Origin of the sequence: Streptomyces nodosus (assembly GCF_008704995.1) — a bacterium.
GTDB lineage: Bacteria > Actinomycetota > Actinomycetes > Streptomycetales > Streptomycetaceae > Streptomyces > Streptomyces nodosus.
Genome location: NZ_CP023747.1, coordinates 7,754,335 through 7,772,587, shown reverse-complemented (window position 1 = coordinate 7,772,587; position 18,253 = coordinate 7,754,335). Strand labels below are relative to the sequence as shown.

Below are 18,253 nucleotides of genomic sequence, written 5' to 3'. Positions count from 1 at the left end.
CAAGTTGGCAAAGGCTCAGTGTCGACCCGCTGCTCTCGATGGATCAGCACCAGTCGCTCAACGGCTACGCCTATGCCGACAACAGTCCCGTCACCTTCAGCGACCCGACAGGGCTCAAGAAGGGCGGCGGTCTCGGTGCCCTTCTCGGTCTGGTCGGCGGCGTGATCGGTGCCGTGCTCAGCACCGTGGGCGCCATAATCTCCAGCGGTGTCCTCAGCGGCAGTGGCGGTGGTGGTGGAAAGACAGGCACCGCGACCACCACGAGCACAGGCACGACGCAGTGCCACTACGCGATGGGGATGAACCAGTGCACCACCACCGGTCCCAGGGCCCCGGCCATGACCGACAACAGCGCCAACACTGGCAACAGCTGCACCGGGTCCGGATACCCGGCCTGCCCGGGCCTGATTGGTGACCAGGGCAACCCTGAGATCATCAAGGAACTCCTACTCATCGGCTGCGGCTGGATCCCTGTCGTCGGAGCGGCCTGCGACGGGTACGACTTCAAGCGCTCGGTCGACGACGGCGACATGGTCGGCTCAACCCTGGGTGCCATAGGCTTCATTCCGCTCGTCGGCGACTTCCTCAAGGTGCCGGGTCAGCTCAAGGACCTGGAACGGATCGCGGATGTCTCAAGGGCAGCCAAGACACGCCCCATCGTGAAGTGGTCCACCCCCGATTACGACGGGTGGGGACACGTGCTCGATAATCACCGCACGAGCGGAAAGGGATACGCAAAAGACCCCGATGGAAAGGGAGTCTTCGAGGGTAAGTTCGTCAAGGGGGAAAAGCTCAAAAAGCGGATCCAGGAAGCCGTCGGAAAAGGCAAGGCGATGCCTAACACCAAGGGGCGTGATGGCGTCGTCTACGAGTACAACTTCGGCCCAGGTAATGTAATCGGACGGCTCTCCAAGAACGATGGCGGGGGAGTCTCAACGGGAATCAGGGTTATCCTGGGGCCTGACGGATCCCTTCGCACGGCCCACCCGATCTAGAGGGAGTACGTAGAGGAGGGCTGGATAGGGAGGGGGGTCGCCCTCCTTATCCAGCCCTCCCTGCATGAATGCCCCGCACATCGAATGCGGAAACTAGGAGAAAAATTGCTAGAGATCAGCTTTGCCCCAGATGTCGACAGCGACATTCCTGAGGCTGCCAAGGATGCATGGAGGGCCGGCAGGATTGACCTCGCCACGCAGAGCGCGACCAACCTGCGCTACGGATACTTTGAATATCCGATTAATTTCATCGTGGGCGGGCATGTACTCTTGTCCGCGACGCGGACCCCATTGATCGACATCATGTTCAGCCTGGCGTACTCGGTCCAAGAGTTGAACTCGGTCGGATTCTCAGAGATCGATTTTACCGAGAACACTCACGTCATTCGAATCGGGCTCGATGAGGGTCGAGTGGCCTTCACGTCATCGCGCTCGCCCGCGGTGACGTCAGATTGCCCTTTCGAAGAGTTCGTTTCGACGGTTCGTAAGTTTGTCGCGAACGGGATCAAATGGCTGACGGGCCAATATCCACAGATCGTAAAGAACCCCGCACTGCGTGAATTGCACAAACTCACACACATCTGATGCCACCATCATCGTGAGCCCATTCCAAGCAGAGCGTGTCGGGCAACCAGGGCTTCGGCGGGCCGGCGTCGGTGCATTCCGGCTTCGCGGGCCGGGAGATGGAAGGTCTCGAGAGCTACCTCCGGGGGAATCCGGCCGCCCTTCCCAACACGCCCCTGCTTGCCTCGGTCTTCACCAACTCGCTGTTCGTTAAACTGTACGCGGAGGGCCTGAGCAGGAGCCGGGACCAGGATGCGGTTGGCTCAGGCGACCATCCGCGTGACCGCAGTGCGGTGTTCGACGCTTATGTCGATCATCGGGCGGAGACCATCTGTTCCCGGCTGGGGCTGGACCCTCTCGAGCGGCCCGTGCACCGTGCGGTGAACGCTCTTGCCTCCTGCATGGCCGCGGGACACCATTTCGTGCTTCCGCGCAGTGAGGCCCGCGGCCTTGTCGACGCCTGCGCGCCCGGACCTACGGGGCCGAGGCCCAGATCGGTATCGGCTTCCCCTACCAGGCGTTCGGTGACGACCGCGTCGTGCGGTCGGTCTTCGCTGCCCACCAGGACGAGATCGACTCGCTGCGTGAGGGCTGGCAGCTGGCCGCCGATTCCCCTCTGCGGGAGTGGCTGCGTCAGGCCTCTCCTAACTATCAGGAGGCGGCGTTGGTTCTGCTGCCCGAGCAGGCCAGCCGTGAGGCCGACGAACTCCTGAGCAAGGCGCGGGCTCGGCTCCAGCATGAATCGGCAGATCACCAGTGGAGTCTTGAGGAGTCACGCCGCACGATCGCCAAGCTCCTCTGCGAAACAGAGGAGGTGCAGTCTGCGGCCAAAAAAATCCTTGAGGAGGCCCACCGCGCAGCTGGCGTCCTCGTGCGGGACGCAGAGCAGCAGGCTCAGTCGATCGTTGGCGACGCGCAGACTTGGACTGCCCACTGTCGTGCCGCAGCGGGTCAGCAGGCTGTGGAGGCGACCAGAGCGCGTAGCCGGGTACGAGATTCTGATGCAGCCTTCGACGAGGTCTGTGCGGGAAGTTGGCAGCTCCTGCTGTTTGCCGCCCATAAGGCCTGGGACAGGGCTGGATTCCGCCTGCCGGAGCATGTGGTCATCGAGAGCGCGTGCGAAGTGCAGTCACTACAGCCCATGTGGGCATCCGGTATGCGTTCGGATGTCGCAGCCGTTGTGAACCGCTCCAGGTCTGATGGAGGCTCGATTCCCTGAGAGGATCGAGTCATGGCCCGTCCGTCCCCTTACCCTGCCGAGCTTCGTGAGCGTGCGGTGCGCATGGTCGCGGAGATCCGCCCCAACTACCCGACCGAGTGGGCCGCGATGAAGGCGGTCGCCGCGAAGCTGGGCATCGGTTCCGCCGAGACGGTGCGGACGTGGGTCCGCAAGGCCGAGGTCGACGCCGGCCGGCGTCCCGGGGTGACTTCGGAGGAGGCCGCGGAGATCAAGCGGCTGAAAGCCGAGAACGCCGAGTTGCGCCGGGCCAACGAGATCCTCAAGGCGGCCTCGGCTTTCTTCGCGGCCGAGCTCGACCGGCCGTCGAAGCGCTCGTAGCGTTCATCGACACCCATCGGCAGGTGTTCGGAGTCGAGCCGATCTGCAAAGTCCTGACCAGCCACGGACTGAAGATCGCGACGAGCACCTACTACGCCGCCAAGAACCGCACCCCCAGTGCCCGGTCGATCCACGACGCAGAGCTGAAGACACAGATCAGCCGCGTCCACGCCGACAACTTCGGTGTCTACGGACTGCGGAAGGTCTGGCGTCAGCTGCACCGCGAGGGCATACCCGTGGCCCGCTGCACGGTCGCCCGGCTGATGCGTGACCTCGGGCTCGAGGGCGCCCGACGCGGGAAGAAGATCCGCACCACCATCCGCGACGACGGCCATGATCGGCCCTCTGACCTGCTCAGACGCGATTTCACCGCATCCCGTCCGAACGAGCGGTGGGTCGCCGACTTCACCTATGTCGCCACCTGGTCCGGCATCGTCTACGTCGCCTTCGTCGTGGACGTGTTCTCCCGGGCGACCGTCGGCTGGTCGGCCGCCACCAGCAAGCGGGCCAAGCTCGTCCTCGACGCCCTCGACATGGCTCTATGGCGCCGCGACCGGGACGGCATCCCCGCAGGTCCCGGGCTCGTTCACCACTCGGACGCGGGCAGTCAATACACGTCTTTCGCGTTCACCGCCCACCTGCTCGAGGCCGGCATCGACGCCTCGATCGGCACCGTCGGCGACGCCCTGGACAACGCCCTCATGGAGTCCCAGATCGGCCTCTACAAAACAGAGCTGATCAACCCCCGCAGGCCCTGGCACGGCCTGGCCGACGTCGAACTCGGCACCGCGGAATGGGTCGACTGGTTCAACAACCAGCGCGTCCATACCGCCATCGGCGACATCCCGCCCCACGAACACGAGACCAACCACTACGCTCAACAGCAGCCCCAACCGGCGGCTGGAGTCAACGCATAGAGCCTCCACCGATCCCGGAGCGGTTCACTCATCGAGTTGTCGGTGCGCCGGCTGTTCTGCGACAACAGCGACTGCACCAGGGTAACTTTCGCTGAGCAGGTCGAGGGGCTGACCAGCCGTTACGGTCGGCGAACGCCCGTCCTGCAGCGGACCATAGGTGCTCTTGGTGTCGTTTTGGCCGCTCGCGCCGTGGTCCGGCTGGGGCTGGTGCTGGGCATCGTGGTCAGCCGGATGACTGTGTTGCGCGTGGTGATGGCGCTGTCGGAGCCGGCCTGGGCGGTCCCGCGGGTGCTGGGAGTGGACGAGTTCGCGACGAGGAAGGGCCGCCGGTACGGGACGATCCTGATCGACTGCGAGACCCACCAGCCCCTGGACCTGCTGCCCGACCACAAGGCCGGGACTTTGGCCGCGTGGCTGCGCGAGCACCCCGGCGTCGAAATCGTCTGCCGCGACCGCGCGGCGTTCTTCGCCGAAGGTGCCCGTGCTGACGCCCCGCAGGCCCATCACTGCGCAGACAAATGGCATGTGTGGCACAACCTCGGCGACGCCGCGAACGCCTGGTCTCCCACCACCGCGTTCTCCTCCGCGGCCTCGTCGAGCCGGAGCCTTCGCCCGAACCCGAAGCCGGACCGGGGCCTGTGCCGACTGCCGTCGGCCAGGAGTCGTCCGGGCCCTACCCGGCGGGGAAGTTCCTCGACCGGCTCCGCGACACCCACGCCGCGGTTCGGGCGCAGGTCGAGCAGGGCCTGAGCCTGCGCGAAGTCGCCCGCCGGCTCGGGCTGGGCCGCAACACGGTGCGGAAGTACGCTCGCGCCGCCAGCCCGGAGGCGATGCTGCACGGCCAGTGGCAAGACCGGACCAGTAAACTCGACCGATACCGACCTTACCTGGAGCAACGGATCGCCGAGGGCTGCACGAACCTGTCGATCCTCCACCGTGAGCTGCAAGAACGTAGGGCCCGCTGCGCCTACAGCACCCTGCGCGACTATGTCCATCCGCTGCGTCCCGGACGCCGACCCGCAGCCAGCCGTCCGCCGATGGCCCGGCCGCCCTCGCCCCGCGAAGCCACCCGCTGGATCATGAGCCACCCCGACCACCTACGTGACGACGACCGGCTGCGGCTCAAGACACTGCTGGCCCGCTCGCCCGAGCTCACAGCCACCACCGCCCACGTCCGGACGTTCGCAACCCTCATGACCAACCGTGAAGGAGAACGGCTGCGCGGATGGATCGCCGATGTCTGCGCCGACCAGCAGTGCGGCCTGGCCTCCTTCGCCGCCGGGCTGATCACCGACCTCGACGCCGTCGTCTTCGGCATGAGCACCGAATGGTCCTCCGGCCCCGTCGAAGGCCGCGTCAACGACCTGAAAGCCCTCAAGCGCAGCATGTTCGGCAGAGCGAAACTTCCGCTACTGCGCAAGCGGCTCCTCCTGATCGCGGCCAGCCGTCGACCCTAGCCTTTGGCGCCTCGGGCCTGGCGGTCCAGGAAGTCGATCAGTCGCGTCGCCGAACGCAGCAGCCGTTCTCGCTGCTCGGCAGGAAGAGACGCGAGGAGGTCGACCAGGACTCGCTTCCGCGGGACGTACACCATGTTGCCGGAGTAGATGCGGCAAGTGGAGCACCAGGCGAGTCCGATGCACCGCTCGAACATCGAGGACTCGGGTGGATGGAAGAGATACTGGTACGAGCAGACGGGTGTTCCGCAGGCGGCGCAGACGCGTCGATCGCCGTCGGGAATCGTGTCCCAGCTCCCGACCTTTCGCCAATGTTGCCGCCCAGCCGGTGCTCTTCAAGTCGTCATGCCGAGCATTCTCGCGTACGGAGATCCACCCAGCACAGCCTCCGAGCAAGACTCCGGCCGACCACAGACCGTAGCCGACCCTTGTTCACCTTCACGGAATCCGTGCCTGAACCCTTTTCAGCCGTCGCCGACACTCAAGAACTGGCGACTCCTCCGCAAACTCCGCTGCTCGACCACCCGCATCACGGGCCTGGTCCAAGCTGTCCTCACCCTGCATCACGCCAGCTCACCCGCAGGTTGAAAAGACCTCACTGAACAAAATCTCCCACTCGAGCGGCCGCCATGCCGCAGCCAACGGGCAGATCATCACCCGCGCCCCCTCCCCGTGCCCACCCCAGCAGCACTGGAAGTCCCTCGCGCTGAACGACGGCGTTCTCGAGCCCGTCCGACCTCTGATCAGCTTCCAGAGATCGACGAGAGGTCGCAGAACGGGCATCTGCGCTCCCCCAGTCACTGCTCTATACGCGTCCTAGAGCACTTGATGCCAGTCCAGGGGAAGTTGCGGTGAGTAAGGTCAGAGGCCTGCCAAACGGAGAATCTGCAGGTCAGAAGCTCGCAGATGCTTTCCGAATACAGTTGAAGCGTCGCAGGTCAGAGAGCCCTCCGAATACCAAGATCACATCATCTCTGTCTGGTCGCGACAGCATGATGGACGCCCTCGCCTTTGAGGCGGCAGTCGCGGAGGATCTTCCACGTCTTCATCCGTGCGAAGACGTGCTCGACGCGGGCCCGGACCTGCTTGTGGGACTTGTTGTGCTCCTCTTTCCAGTCCGCAAGTTCGGTCTGGCCGCGCTCGCGGCGGTGCGGAATGACGAGTCCGGTGCCCGGGTAGCCACCGTCGGCGATCGTGATGGTCTTGCCGACGGCGGCCTTGGCGCCGGACTCCTCCCATGCCTTGCAGTCGTTGCGGTTACCGGCGAGCGGCCGGCCGACCACGACGACCAGGCGGGTGTCGGCGTCGATGACGACCTGGTGGTTGGTGGAGTACCGGTAGTTCTTTGACCGCTCAGCGACGGCGTGATCCCGGGTCGGGACCAAGGTGCCGTCCACGATGAGCACGGTGCCCTTGGCGAACCGCTTGCGGGGCTGGAGCGCGAGCATCGGCCCAAGGCGGTCGATGATGCGGTCCGCTGCCGACTTGGACACCCCGAACAGCGGGGCGAGCTGGCGCATCGTGAGGTTCGTGCGCCAGTACGCCGCGACCAGCAGTGCCCGGTCCTCCAGGGGGAGGCTCCACGGCCGGCCCATGCGGACAGCGTCCGCGCCCTGGCGGCGCAAGACCGTCACCAGCTTCCGCAAGGCTCGGGGGCTCAGTCCGGTGAATGGAGCTATCCAGGACGGCTCCGACGCCGTGATCACACCAGCCACGCGGAGATCATCCCAGGACGGTTAGGGTGCCGCCGTCGAGCCGACGGACTGGAGATGGATGATGGAGCAGGACGAAGCCCTGCAGCTTGCGGTGGCGTTTCTCGCGCAGAGCCAGCGTGATGACGAGCCGCCACTGGCCATCGATGCAGAGCAGGTCCGTGAGAGCAACGGGTTCCTGATCGTGCCCTACAACTCCGTGCAGTATCTGGCCTCGCGCGATGTGAGACAGCAGCTGTTGGACTGCTGGCCCATCCTCGTCGACCTTGAACGCGGAGACGTGCGGTTCGGAACCCTGGACGAGCGGCATCTGTGGAAGAACCTGAGCAGTTGACGAGGCCGTGGCTGCCCCGCAACCACAGTTACGGGACAGCCCTTAGCCGACCGAGATCAATTTCAGCGGCACTTTCTGTGCCTCGACTACTCACACCCGTCGTGGTTCCGGCCCGGGGGTCAGGCTCCGGCCTTGTGGTCCCGCCCCTGACGCCCGCGCCCCGCCGCTGCCGTCGTGGCTCTGCCCCTGTCGTCGTGGCTCTGGTCGGGGGGTCAGGTTTCGGGGAGCGCTGTCGGGGTCACGGTTGCTGTGAATGCGCAGGTGTCGTTCTGCACCGCGGTGATGCGTAGGGGTGTCGCACCGGGGCGGTTGTCCACGGGTCTGCGGCCGTTGCCGGGCCGGCTGGCGTTGTGGTGGCCGGTCTCCTTGCTGGATGGTTCGGTGTGGATCCAGCAGGGTGCGTCGAGTTCTACGTAGTGGGTGAATTCTGCCTGTATGGCGGTGGTGATCAGTGGCTGCGGGTGGGTGTGGGCGTGGGTGGCCTGTCGGGCTGCTTCGAGCAGGAGCATGCCTGGGGCGTGGTCGACGGGGTGGTCGAAGAGTGCCGGGTGGGTGAGGTCGACGCGTAGTTGGTGGAGTGCGGGGGAGTTGGTCGGGGACAGTACGACGTCCGTGAATTCGGTCCGGGCGACCGGGGCCGGCGCGGTCGGTGGTGCGAGGGGGAGGGCGCGCCGGTAGGCCTCGGCGATGTCGGCGTAGGGGCCGCGCAGTCGTGGGTAGAGGGCTGGTGACAGGTTGGCGAAGCGGGTGGATGCGGTGCCCAGCGGGCGGTCGTCGAGGGACAGGTCGATCCGCATGTCGACGGAGACCAGCCGGCCGGCGCGGCGGATCACCTCCGGGCAGGTGATCCGCATCTCCACCTCGGCCGGGGTGTTTGAGACCGCCAGTGCGGCCGGGTCGATCTTGTACCGGAAGCGGCTCCATACCTGCCGGTGGCCGAAGGGGACGTCGTAGGCGGCGTGGCTCAGCAGCGGCACGCACTGGCGGACCGACTCCGCCACGAGCATCGGGTCGTGGAAGCCTCCTACCGGCCCGTAGAAGGGGTGGGTGAGCGGCCACCGGGCGGTGACGCGGTGGCGGTCCGGTCCGGCGGGGCTCCAGCCGGTCAGCAGGACTTCGGACTGCACCGATTTGTGCACGTACTCGCGAGGTACCGCGGTGGCGGGCGAGGTGGGTGTCGCCGGGTTCGAGGCGGTAATCGACATGTGGAATCCCCCAAGGAAGTGTGGGCTGTGCACCGTTGTGACTACGTGCAGGCGTTCGCTCCTCGGAAGAAAATAAAGAGTGCTCGTTTTGTTTTAGGTTTTTGTACGGTAAAGGAATAGTCAGGAATAGGTAAAGCGGGGTGGGGAAAATATGATGTGTCCGTTTATCGCGGGCAAGTGGGAGGGGGTGTTCCGGGGTGGCTGGCCTGGTGACGATCAGGCGGGTAACATAGGGAGCGTTCTGTTTCTTTGGGGGTTTCCGATGGCTCAGCAGCCAAAGCAAGAGCGTGCTGTCCAGACTCGTGAGTCGCTGCTCCGTGCGGCTGCGGACGTCTTCGACGAGGTGGGTTTCGCCGGCGCCAGCATCAGCCGCATCCTCAAGAGGGCCGGACTGACCGCCGGGGCCCTCTACTTCCACTTCGACTCGAAGGAGGACCTGGCGCGCGCGGTCATGAACGCGCAGCCCCGGTCGATCGTCCCGTGGCTGGAGTCCGAGGGGCTGCAGCGGCTCGTCGACATCACCATGGTCTGGGCGTACCAGCTCCGGGTGGATCCGCTGCTGCGGGCGGGTGTGCGTCTCACCGGTGAGCAGGGCTCGTTCGGCGTGAAGGACGCCGCTCCGTACCAGGAGTGGAGCCAGATCATGACCGAGTGCCTCGAATCGGCCCGTGAGAGGGGCGAGTTGCAGGCCGGCGTCGAGCCCGCCGAGCTGGCCGAGTTCGTGGTCGAGGCGTGTACCGGCATGCAGATGTACTCGGCCGTCGCCAGCGAGGCGCGGGCGGACCTGTCCGAGCGCGCGGTTCGGATGTGGCGGTTGCTGCTGCCGGGGGTCGCCGTCCCGGCCGTTGTCGCCCGTACCGAGGTGAACCCGGACCGGATCCGGGACGTGCTCCGGGTGGCGAGCACCGCGGCCACGGCCGCAGACGGGCAGGTCCGGAAGGGCGCCGAGGAGTTTGTGGGCGGGGAGAGAGCCGACGCGGCCGGCTGAGGCCGCGCTTCCAGTGCCGCGGCCGGGCCCGCGGTCTCACCGAGGGGGATCACATGAGTCAGGGTCTGGCGCATCTGCGCCTGGGCGCGGTGAACATCGACGGTGTCATGCTGAACGACACCTTCAGTCCGGTCATCCACCACTTCCTGGTGAGCCGCGGCTGCGTGTACACCGCCGAGCTGGAGCGCACGATCTTCTCCCAGCCCCGCGCGGTCGCGGGGCGGCTGCTCGCCGAGGCCGGGGGGCTGGCGATGAGCGGCGAGGAAGCGCTGGAGGCGTACTTCGAGGAACGGGCGCGGTATCTGAGGACCTGTCCGGTGCGGGTGAACGAGGGCGCTGTCGCCCTCGTGGGGTTGCTGCGCGGCCTGGGGTTGCGCACCGTCTGTTACGGCGGTCTGGGCAGGGACCACTTCGACGCCTTCCTCGGCGAGCACGCGGCGCTGTTCGACGCGCCCGGCTATATCTGCACCGACTCCTTCCGGCCGGGCCTGCGCGAGATCGCCACCGAGTACTTCGGTGTCGAGCACGACGAGGTTCTGGTCGTCGACGACGTCGCCCGGGTCGCCGAGGAGGCGCGGCTGCTCGGCATGCCGTTCGTCGGCCACCCGAGCCGCTTCGAGCACAGCTTCCAGCGGCAGTTGATGCGCGAGGCCGGGGTGCGTCACCTGGTGGACTCGCTGCACGCGATCGACGAGGACCTGCTGCGGACGCTCGACAGCGAGGCGGCGGCCGGCACGGCGTGGGCCGCCTGACGGCCCACGCCGCGTTCTACGAGGCACACGGCGGGGTCCGCGCCCGCGCGGGGTGCGGACCCCGCCCGCGCGCAACCGACTTCACGACGGCAAGGGGGCACAGTGGGCATGAATGGTGCGAGGCGGCTGCTGGACGGCAAGGTGGCCATGATCACCGGGGCGTCCAGCGGCATCGGGGCGGCGGCCGCCCGGCTGTTCGCCGAGGAGGGGGCCGCGGTGGTGGTCGTGGCCCGGCGCAAGGACAGGCTGGACGACCTCGTCGCGGAAATCCGCGCAGGTGGGGGGCGGGCCGTCGCGGCGGCCGGTGACGTGACGGACCCGGACGACGCCGAACGGGCGGTGGCGGTCGCCGTCGACGCCTTCGGCACCCTGAACGCGGCGTTCAACAACGCCGGTTACGCCACCGCGGGGGCGCCGCTGCACGAGATCGACGACGCGACGTACGAGCGCACCGTCGACGTCAATCTGCGCGGCGTGTGGAACTGTCTGCGCCACCAGATACCGGCGATGCTCGCGGGTTCGGGGGGCTCCGTGGTGAACACGTCCAGTGTGGCCGGGACGAAGGCCACCGGCGCCTCGGCCGCCTATGTCGCCGCCAAACACGCGGTGATCGGACTGACCAGGGCGGCCGCGCTGGACTACGGGCAGCGGGGCATCCGCTGCAATGCGCTGGTCGTGGGCAGTACCCGCACCGAGATGATGGAGGGCGTGCTGCAGGCGTACCCGGAGCTCGAGGAAGTCTTCATGGCCGACTCGGTGCAGCGGCGGATCTCCGCGCCGGCCGAGGTGGCACAGGCCGCGGCCTGGCTGTGCAGCGACCGTTCCTCGTTCGTCACCGGCACGGCGATGGCCGTCGACGGCGGTTCGACCGCGGTGTAGCCGTGCGGCGCCGTGCGCCTGTCCCGGACGGGACAGGCGCACGGCCGGGACAGGAGCCCTCGGATCCCGAAGAGCCCCTGTCTCAGGGATGGCCGCGCCCCCTCCCCGTGAAAGAATAGCGAACGATCGCTTTTCTTTCAGTGGAAAAGCGGGGACGCCACCGGCCGGCCCGCACGGTCCGGCCGGGCCCGGCCCCGAGGGAGGAACGAGGAGATGGTTGTTCAGGAGAGGGCGGTGCGCACACGCAGGAGGCTCGTTCGGGCCGCCGCCCTGGAGATCGACCGGGTCGGCTACGAAGGGGCCCGGCTGTCCCGGATCTGCGCGTCGGCATCCGTCTCGATGGGGGCGCTGACCTTTCACTTCCCCTCCAAGGCCGCCCTGGCCGACGCGATCCAGGAGGAGGGCCGGGTGATCGCCCACACGCTCGTGGACCGGGTCCTGGAGTCGCGCGAGCCCACGCTGCGCGCGGTGGCCGAGCTCACTGTCGGGCTCGCCGGGCTGCTGGAGGAGAGCGTCGTCGCGCGCTCGGCCGCGCGGCTCGCCAGGGAACGGCCGCAGGAGCCGGACCGGTGGACCCAGGTCTGGCTGCCCACCGTGCAGGACCTGCTGGAACGCGCCCGCGAGGACGGCCGGCCACGGCTCGCGGTCCGCCCCGAGGCGGTGACCACCCTCGTCAGGTACCTGCTGACGGGCGCCGAAGTGCAGATCCGCGGCGCCGGAGCGCCGGTGGCCGGCGCGGACGTCGGGAGGGTGGCCGACCAGGTGGAGGGGATCTGGCGGCTGGTCCTCGACGGCATGGCGGCTCAGGGCGGCTGACCCGGCTCTCGATCGTTCTGTTTCGGCAAGAAACGACCCGGCGTAGAAAAACATAGCGAGCATTCTGTATGGTTTCTCGGTGTGGGGGCGCGTACCGCCCCTCACACCGCGTATCGGCAGGTGCGCGTCAATCGAGGCAGGGGGAGCGTGAGATGCCAGCAGTCGTGAGCACCGTCGGCCGGCCCGCCGAGGCGGCGGCGGACGTCGCAGTCGTGGGCGCGGGACCCGCCGGCCTGTACGCCGCCTACTACGCCGGGTTCCGCGGCCTGTCAGCGGTGGTCGTCGACGCCCTCGACGAGCCCGGCGGCCAAGTGGCCGCCCTCTACCCGGAGAAGCTGCTGTACGACGTGGCCGGCCACCCCGCCGTCAAGGGACGGCAGTTGATCGACAACCTGCTGGAACAGGCCGCCCCGTTCGGTACGCGCTACCTGCTCGGCCGGACGGTGGTTGGCCTCGCCCGCCGGACCGGAGGCTGGACGCTGAGCACCGACGACGGCGGCCGAGTGGACGCCGAAGCCGTGGTGATCGCCGCCGGGCTCGGCAGGTTCGTGCCCCGCAGGCTGCCCTGCTCGGTGCCGTACGAGGGCAGGGGCGTCGCCTACCACGTCCCGCGCCCGCAGGCGCACGCAGGACGGGACGTGGTCGTGGTCGGCGGCGGCGACAGCGCCGTGGACTGGGCCCTGGCCCTGGCCCCGCTGGCCCGCAGCACGACCCTCGTCCACCGGCGGGGCACCTTCCGCGCCCACGAGTACAGCGTGCGGCAGCTGTACGCCTCCGCCGTCCGGGTCGTCACCGACGCCGAGGTCGTCGCCTGCCACGGCACCCAGCGGCTCGAACGGGTCGAGATCCGGCGAGGCGACGAGGCGTTCACCCTGCCCGCGCAGGCGCTGGTCGCCGCCCTCGGCTTCACCTCCGGCCTCGGTCCCATCGCCGAGTGGGGAATCGACCTGGAGCACCGCAGGATCCGGGTCGACCGATCCATGAGCACCAACCTGCCCGGCGTCCACGCGGCCGGCGACGTGTGCGCCTACCCGGGCCGCGTCCCGCTGATCACCGTCGGCTTCGGCGAGGCCGGCACCGCCGTGAACCACGCGGCCGTGACCCTGCGCCCCGGCGTACGGCTCGCGCCCGAGCACTCCTCCGACGCGTTCCCCGGTGCACGCGACCGCGCAGCCGTCCCGTCGGCGTCGGCCGCGTAGCACCGGCGCCTCGGTCACCGCACCGCATCCCGCGTGCCGGGATGCCCGACCCGCCTCAAGGGGGCCGTACAGCAATGCCGCTCAACAAGCTCACCCTCATGCCCGACAGGGTGGAGATCCTGCTGCCCGACGGCTCCTGCCTCACGGACATCGAGTACGAGAGGCCGGAACAACTGATCCCGTTCGGCTGCCGCTCAGGGGCCTGCGGCGCCTGCGTCATCGAAGTCCTCGACGGCTCCGCGGCGCTCGGGGAGGCCGACCCCGACGAGACGGACTTCCTTGAGGACCTCGGCCGGGCCGACGGGAACCACCGGCTCGCCTGCCAGTGCCGCCTCCTGGGCGCCGCAACCGTCCGCGTCGCGCAGCAGTGAGCGCGGGCCGGCACGACACCGCCTCGCCCCACCACCTCCGTGGAGGAATCCCATGCACCAGCACACCATGATCCCCGGCGTCGTGGACGGCACGGTCACGTCCTCCGTGGACGCCGACGGCAACGTCTCGTTCCGGATCGCGATCCGCGAGAGCGGCCTCCGGCCCGAGAAGGCCGACCACATCGAGATCGTCCTCACACGGCAGGACGCCCGTGCCCTCATGTCGGCCCCCGAGCGGTCCGCGCCCGTCGCCTGCTCCGTCGGCGTCCGGCTGAACAGTGCGCCCTTACCCGCTCTCTCCTCCCTCTAGGAGCCCCGATGGCACTGCTCGACCAGCAAGGCACCCCCGCTCCGGCCACCGGCATCCTGCCCGCTCCGGCAACCCGTGATCCGCGCGAGTCCATGACCGTGCTCCCGGGATTCCTCCAGTTCCCGCTGACGATCCTCACGGGCAAGGCACTGCCCGGCCAGCGGTCCCCGGGCTGGACACCCACCTTCCACCTGGTGACCGCCACGACGTCGATGGCCGCCGGTGTCCTCATCAGCACGCTGGCCTACGCCCTCGGCGGGCCGTTCCTGCTGCTGCTCGCCGCCGGCTGGGCGGTGACACTGCACGGGATGCGCAACCTGCGGATGATGATCTACCACCAGTGCTCGCACCGGAACATGTACCGCCGCCGCAGTCCCGACCGGGCCATGGGCCACGCCGTGTCCAGCCTCCTGATCATTCAGAACTTCCAGCGCTACAGCCGCGAACACGTCAGCGACCACCACGCGCTCGACCACATGACGCTGAAGGACCCCACGGTCCAGGCCTTCCTGGTCAGCCTGGATCTGCACCCGGGCATGACCCGCCGCCGCATGTGGCGCCGCCTCCTCGGAAAACTGGCCTCCCCGCGCTTCCACTTCGCCTTCGCCGTCTCCCGTGCGCGCTCCTTCTGGAACGAGTCGGCGCGCACCGAGAAAGTGGCGGCCGTCACCCTCTACGGCACGCTCGCCCTGGTCACGGCGGCGACCGGCACCTGGCCGGCCCTCCTCGTCGTCTGGTTCGTGCCGCTCGTCCCGCTGTTCCAGGTCAGCAACACCCTGCGGCTGTGCGTCAAGCACACCTTCCCCGAGCCCAGCCTCGAGGACCGCCGCAGCCGGGCGTACTTCGCCTCGCTGACCAACGCCATCTTCCTCGGCGACCCGGCCCCCGCACCGCAGATGCCTGCCGCACGCCGCGCCCTGGCATGGACGCGCTGGACCCTGCGGCTGCTGTTCGTGCACGCCCCGTCCCGCTACCTCGTACTGACCGGCGACACCGTGGTCCACGACTTCCACCACCGTCACCCGCGCGCCGCCAACTGGCCGAACTACGTCTTCGCCCGCCAGGAGGACGCCGAACGCCTCGCGCCGGGGCAGCCGCCGTACCACGAGGTCTGGGGCCTGGTGCCCGCGATCAGCCACGTCTTCGACTCACTGGCCGCCGCCGACCCCGAGGAATTCGACGTCGACCGGCTGAGGTCCGTGAGCAAGCGCGAGCTCTTCGCCGCTTTCGACGACTGACCGCACAGCCACCCACACCACCCCACCAACGACACCGAACCAGGAAGCCCGATGCGTACTTTGCCGGACCAGCACTCCGCACCCCGTACGGTCGTCCTCGGCGTGGCGGCCAGCGACAGCCATGCGGTCGCCAACCACCTCATCGCCCACTCCCTGCGCGGCCTCGGCTACCACGTCGTCAACCTCGGCACCTGCACGGCCGTCGAGGAGTTCGCCGACGCCTGCGAGCGGTACCCGCACGCCGAGGCCGTAGTCATCGGCAGCCTCAACGGCCATGTCCACGAGGACCTGCGCGGCCTCGACCAGGCCAAGCGGTCGGGCCGGATCACTTGCCCCGTCGTCGTCGGCGGCAACCTCTCCGTCGGCAGCCACAAGGACGCCTCGGCCCACGACCGCCTGTACGCCGCCGGAGTGGACCACATCCTGACCGACGCCGCCGAACTGCCCCGCCTCCTCGACCGGTTACGGCCCGACGGCCGCGGTACCCGGCTCACCGATCTGGCGGCGTCATGAGCGTCACCTCCGTCCCGCCCGCCGGCGCTCGCTCCAACACCGTCCCACCGGCCTGCGCGACCTCGCTGCCCACGCCGTCCCAGTCCGCCGCGTACATCGCCTCGCTCGGCAAGCCCACCGCCGCCGAGATCCTCCAGGACTGCAAGGACCGGGGTCGGGTCGCCCTGCAGCCGCGCTGCGGCGTCGGCGGCCACGAGCAGATGAAGCGGCTCCTGACGACCCTGGAGGAAGAAGCCCGCCCCGACATCCTGACGCTGACCATCGACTCCCACACCCGCCTCAAACGGTTCGGCGAGGCCCGCCGCACCCTGCACCTGCGGCCGGCCGACCTCAACGGCTACCCGCTGGTCGCCCACGGCTGGCAGCGCGGCCGTGAACTGAACGAACTGGTCGACGCGCCGCTGGAGATCCGGCACGGATCCCCCGACGCCCGCCTCCTCTTCGACGTCTCCGTCGCCTCCGGCATCACCTCGTTCGAGGGCGGCGGCATCTCGTACAACCTGCCCTACTCCAAAGCCGTACCGCTCGCCGAATCCCTGACCGCCTGGCAGGACGTGGACCGCGCCTGCGGCGAACTCGCCGGGCACGGGGTGATCGTCGACCGGGAGCTGTTCGGCACCCTGACCGCGGTGCTCGTGCCGCCGTCGATCAGCCTCGCCGTCAGCGTGCTGGAGGCGGTCCTCGCCACCCGGGCCGGTGTCCGCTGCGTATCCGTGGCCTACCCGCAGGGCGGCCACCTCGTCCAGGACGTCGCGGCCCTGCGCAGCATCCCCGTCCTCGCCGAGCGCTACCTCCCGGCCGGCATCCAGGTCCACGCGGTACTGCACGAGTTCATGGGCGTCTTCCCCCGCAAACGCGACAACGCCGAGGACCTCATCCTCTACGGGGCACTGGCGGCCCGGCTCGGCGGGGCCTCCAAACTGATCACCAAGACGTACCAGGAGGCGTACGGCATCCCCGACACCGCAGCCAACGTGGCCGGTCTGCGGCTGGCCGACCGGGCCAACTCGCCGCTGCTGGACTTCGTCACCGTCGACGACCGCCAGGTCACCGAGGAGCAGGGGTGGATCCTCGACGAGGTCGCCGATCTCGTCGAACCGCTGCTGCAGCACCCCGACCTGATCGAGGCGGTCGTCGAGGCGTTCGCCGAGGGACGGCTGGACATACCGTTCAGCGCCAGCCGCTTTGCCCGCTCCGACATCATCCCGCGGCGCGACGCCACCGGCGCCATCCGCTACCAAACCGTCGGCGCCCTGCCGTTCGCCCCGGCCCGGCTGCAACGCAACGAAGAACTGCTCCACGCCGTCGACGGCCCCGGCGAACCGGGAATCGACACCCTGATGGCGGGCCTCACCGGCGATATCAACTACTTCCGCGGGCTCTTTTGCGAGTCCGAACCGCACGCCAGCGCCCCCGGACCCGACAGGTCCCTCAACACGACGGCCGCCACCCCCACCGCACCCGGCGAATCGAGGAACTGATGCGTGCCCTGCAAGTGACCCGCCCCGGCGGACCCGACGCCCTCACCGTCACCGACCTGCCCCGCCCCAAGGCATCCCCCGGCCACGTCGTGGTCCGCAACGAAGCCGTCGGCCTCAACTTCATCGACGTCTACTTCCGCGACGGCACCTACCCGACGGCCTACCCGTTCGTCCCTGGCCAGGAAGCCGCCGGAGTAGTCACCGCCGTGGGCCACGGCGTCACGGACTTCGCCCCGGGCGACCGGGTCGCGTACGCCACCCAGCTCGGCGCCTACGCCGAATACACCGCCGTCCCGGAGGCCAAGCTGGTACCCGTTCCCGAAAGCGTCACGCTGCCCGACGCGGCAGCGGCCCTCCTCCAGGGGCTCGCCGCGCTGTACCTCAGCGGTACCACCCACCCCGTCAGAGCCGGCGAAACCGTGGTGGTGCTGGCCGCCGCCGGGGGACTGGGACAGCTCCTGGTGCGGCTGGCCGCACATCTCGGCGCGCGGGTCGTCGCCGTCGCCTCCACCAAGGAGAAACGAGAAGCCGCCCTGGCCGCGGGCGCCCACCACGCCCTGCCCTACAAGGACTTCTCGGCCGGAGTACGCGAACTCACCGGCGGTGAAGGTGCGCACGCGGTCTACGACTCGGTGGGCGCGGCCACGTTCGAGGAAAGCATCAGGGCACTGCGCCGCCGGGGCACCCTCGCCGTGTGCGGACTGTCCAGCGGCCCAATCACGCCGGTCGACGTCGAACTGCTGCGCACCGCAGGCTCCCTCTACCTGACCCGGCCCACCCTCGCCGACCACGTCCCGGACGCGGCCTCGCTCAGGGCGGCGGCCGCCGAGCTCTTCGCGCACGTCGCCGACGGCGTGATCCGTCCCGACATCGGCGAACGGCTGCCGCTGGCCGAGGCGGCGCGGGCCCACACCCTGCTGGAAAGCCGGGCCACCACCGGCAAGGTCCTCCTCACGCCGTGACCCAC

At 68.7% G+C, this 18,253-nt stretch carries 20 protein-coding genes and 2 pseudogenes; 19 read left to right on the top strand and 3 right to left on the bottom strand.

What is annotated here, in order from left to right; all coding sequences use genetic code 11:
- From CP978_RS34685 to CP978_RS34660, 6 genes and pseudogenes are all read left to right on the top strand, one after another.
- A pseudogene (locus CP978_RS34685) lies at window positions 1-995 on the top strand (hypothetical protein); the annotation flags it as partial.
- A gap of 105 nt (window positions 996-1,100) precedes the next feature.
- Window positions 1,101-1,580 carry a hypothetical protein gene (locus tag CP978_RS34680; RefSeq protein WP_052454492.1) on the top strand — a complete coding sequence of 160 codons (480 nt, stop codon included), beginning with the start codon at window positions 1,101-1,103 and terminating at the stop codon, window positions 1,578-1,580.
- A gap of 517 nt (window positions 1,581-2,097) precedes the next feature.
- Window positions 2,098-2,778, top strand: coding sequence for a hypothetical protein (locus tag CP978_RS35995; protein ID WP_043447741.1), 681 nt, complete (start codon window positions 2,098-2,100; stop codon window positions 2,776-2,778).
- A 12-nt stretch (window positions 2,779-2,790) separates the two neighbouring features.
- Window positions 2,791-4,034 (top strand): IS3 family transposase gene (locus tag CP978_RS34670; protein WP_150478365.1). Its coding sequence is split into 2 segments (ribosomal slippage): window positions 2,791-3,073 and window positions 3,073-4,034, totalling 1,245 coding nucleotides; the frame shifts between segments, so codons are not numbered across the junction.
- Window positions 4,035-4,208: 174 nt separating this feature from the next.
- Window positions 4,209-4,784, top strand: coding sequence for a transposase (locus CP978_RS34665; RefSeq protein WP_158508380.1), 576 nt, complete (start codon window positions 4,209-4,211; stop codon window positions 4,782-4,784).
- An 80-nt stretch (window positions 4,785-4,864) separates the two neighbouring features.
- Window positions 4,865-5,491, top strand: a complete 627-nt coding sequence (locus CP978_RS34660) for a transposase (protein WP_063839153.1) — start codon at window positions 4,865-4,867, stop codon at window positions 5,489-5,491.
- Here the strand turns inward: CP978_RS34660 and CP978_RS34655 are convergent.
- On the bottom strand, window positions 5,488-5,685 hold the full coding sequence (locus CP978_RS34655) for a hypothetical protein (RefSeq protein ID WP_043447733.1): 198 nt from the start codon (window positions 5,683-5,685) through the stop codon (window positions 5,488-5,490). The two genes, CP978_RS34660 and CP978_RS34655, sit on opposite strands and share 4 nt — an antisense overlap.
- A 268-nt stretch (window positions 5,686-5,953) precedes the next feature.
- Here CP978_RS34655 and CP978_RS34650 point away from each other — a divergent pair.
- Window positions 5,954-6,076: pseudogene (locus CP978_RS34650) on the top strand (IS5/IS1182 family transposase); the annotation flags it as partial.
- 380 nt (window positions 6,077-6,456) lie between these two features.
- Here the strand turns inward: CP978_RS34650 and CP978_RS34645 are convergent.
- Complete coding sequence (locus CP978_RS34645) at window positions 6,457-7,203, bottom strand: IS5/IS1182 family transposase (protein WP_043447729.1); 747 nt, start codon at window positions 7,201-7,203, stop codon at window positions 6,457-6,459.
- Window positions 7,204-7,261: 58 nt separating this feature from the next.
- On the opposite strand from CP978_RS34645, the gene CP978_RS34640 reads away from it, so the two are divergent.
- Window positions 7,262-7,534 (top strand): YrhB domain-containing protein, encoded by a 273-nt coding sequence (locus CP978_RS34640; RefSeq protein WP_043447725.1) that lies wholly within the window; start codon window positions 7,262-7,264, stop codon window positions 7,532-7,534.
- A gap of 212 nt (window positions 7,535-7,746) precedes the next feature.
- Here CP978_RS34640 and CP978_RS34635 read toward each other — a convergent pair whose 3' ends face one another.
- Complete coding sequence (locus tag CP978_RS34635) at window positions 7,747-8,739, bottom strand: ScbA/BarX family gamma-butyrolactone biosynthesis protein (RefSeq protein ID WP_043447722.1); 993 nt, start codon at window positions 8,737-8,739, stop codon at window positions 7,747-7,749.
- A 262-nt stretch (window positions 8,740-9,001) separates the two neighbouring features.
- Between CP978_RS34635 and CP978_RS34630 the strand changes: the two genes are divergently transcribed.
- The 11 genes from CP978_RS34630 to CP978_RS34580 all read left to right on the top strand — a co-directional run bounded on the left by CP978_RS34630 (window position 9,002) and on the right by CP978_RS34580 (window position 18,248).
- The gene (locus tag CP978_RS34630) at window positions 9,002-9,727 is read left to right on the top strand and encodes a ScbR family autoregulator-binding transcription factor (RefSeq protein WP_079162609.1); all 726 of its coding nucleotides are present in this window, start codon (window positions 9,002-9,004) and stop codon (window positions 9,725-9,727) included.
- Between the two features lie 53 nt (window positions 9,728-9,780).
- The gene (locus tag CP978_RS34625; protein WP_043447719.1) at window positions 9,781-10,479 is read left to right on the top strand and encodes a type I phosphoribosyltransferase; all 699 of its coding nucleotides are present in this window, start codon (window positions 9,781-9,783) and stop codon (window positions 10,477-10,479) included.
- Window positions 10,480-10,587: 108 nt separating this feature from the next.
- Window positions 10,588-11,358: an SDR family NAD(P)-dependent oxidoreductase gene (locus CP978_RS34620; RefSeq protein ID WP_079162463.1), complete on the top strand. Its 771-nt coding sequence runs from the start codon at window positions 10,588-10,590 to the stop codon at window positions 11,356-11,358.
- Between the two features lie 234 nt (window positions 11,359-11,592).
- A complete protein-coding gene (locus CP978_RS34615; protein WP_052454490.1) occupies window positions 11,593-12,174 on the top strand; it encodes a TetR/AcrR family transcriptional regulator in 582 nt (193 codons plus the stop codon).
- A 152-nt stretch (window positions 12,175-12,326) separates the two neighbouring features.
- Entirely contained in the window at window positions 12,327-13,373 is a 1,047-nt protein-coding gene (locus CP978_RS34610) for an NAD(P)/FAD-dependent oxidoreductase (RefSeq protein WP_079162462.1), read from the top strand.
- 98 nt (window positions 13,374-13,471) lie between these two features.
- Complete coding sequence (locus CP978_RS34605; protein WP_227745594.1) at window positions 13,472-13,744, top strand: 2Fe-2S iron-sulfur cluster-binding protein; 273 nt, start codon at window positions 13,472-13,474, stop codon at window positions 13,742-13,744.
- A 52-nt stretch (window positions 13,745-13,796) separates the two neighbouring features.
- Window positions 13,797-14,054 carry a hypothetical protein gene (locus CP978_RS34600; RefSeq protein ID WP_043447711.1) on the top strand — a complete coding sequence of 86 codons (258 nt, stop codon included), beginning with the start codon at window positions 13,797-13,799 and terminating at the stop codon, window positions 14,052-14,054.
- 8 nt (window positions 14,055-14,062) lie between these two features.
- Complete coding sequence (locus tag CP978_RS34595) at window positions 14,063-15,292, top strand: fatty acid desaturase (protein WP_207312856.1); 1,230 nt, start codon at window positions 14,063-14,065, stop codon at window positions 15,290-15,292.
- Between the two features lie 51 nt (window positions 15,293-15,343).
- Window positions 15,344-15,805, top strand: coding sequence for a cobalamin-dependent protein (locus tag CP978_RS34590; RefSeq protein WP_043447708.1), 462 nt, complete (start codon window positions 15,344-15,346; stop codon window positions 15,803-15,805).
- A complete protein-coding gene (locus CP978_RS34585; protein WP_052454489.1) occupies window positions 15,802-17,286 on the top strand; it encodes a methylaspartate mutase in 1,485 nt (494 codons plus the stop codon). The genes CP978_RS34590 and CP978_RS34585 overlap by 4 nt, the downstream gene beginning before the upstream one ends.
- Window positions 17,286-18,248, top strand: coding sequence for a quinone oxidoreductase family protein (locus CP978_RS34580; protein WP_043447705.1), 963 nt, complete (start codon window positions 17,286-17,288; stop codon window positions 18,246-18,248). The genes CP978_RS34585 and CP978_RS34580 overlap by 1 nt, the downstream gene beginning before the upstream one ends.
- The last annotated feature ends 5 nt before the right edge of the window (window positions 18,249-18,253 follow it).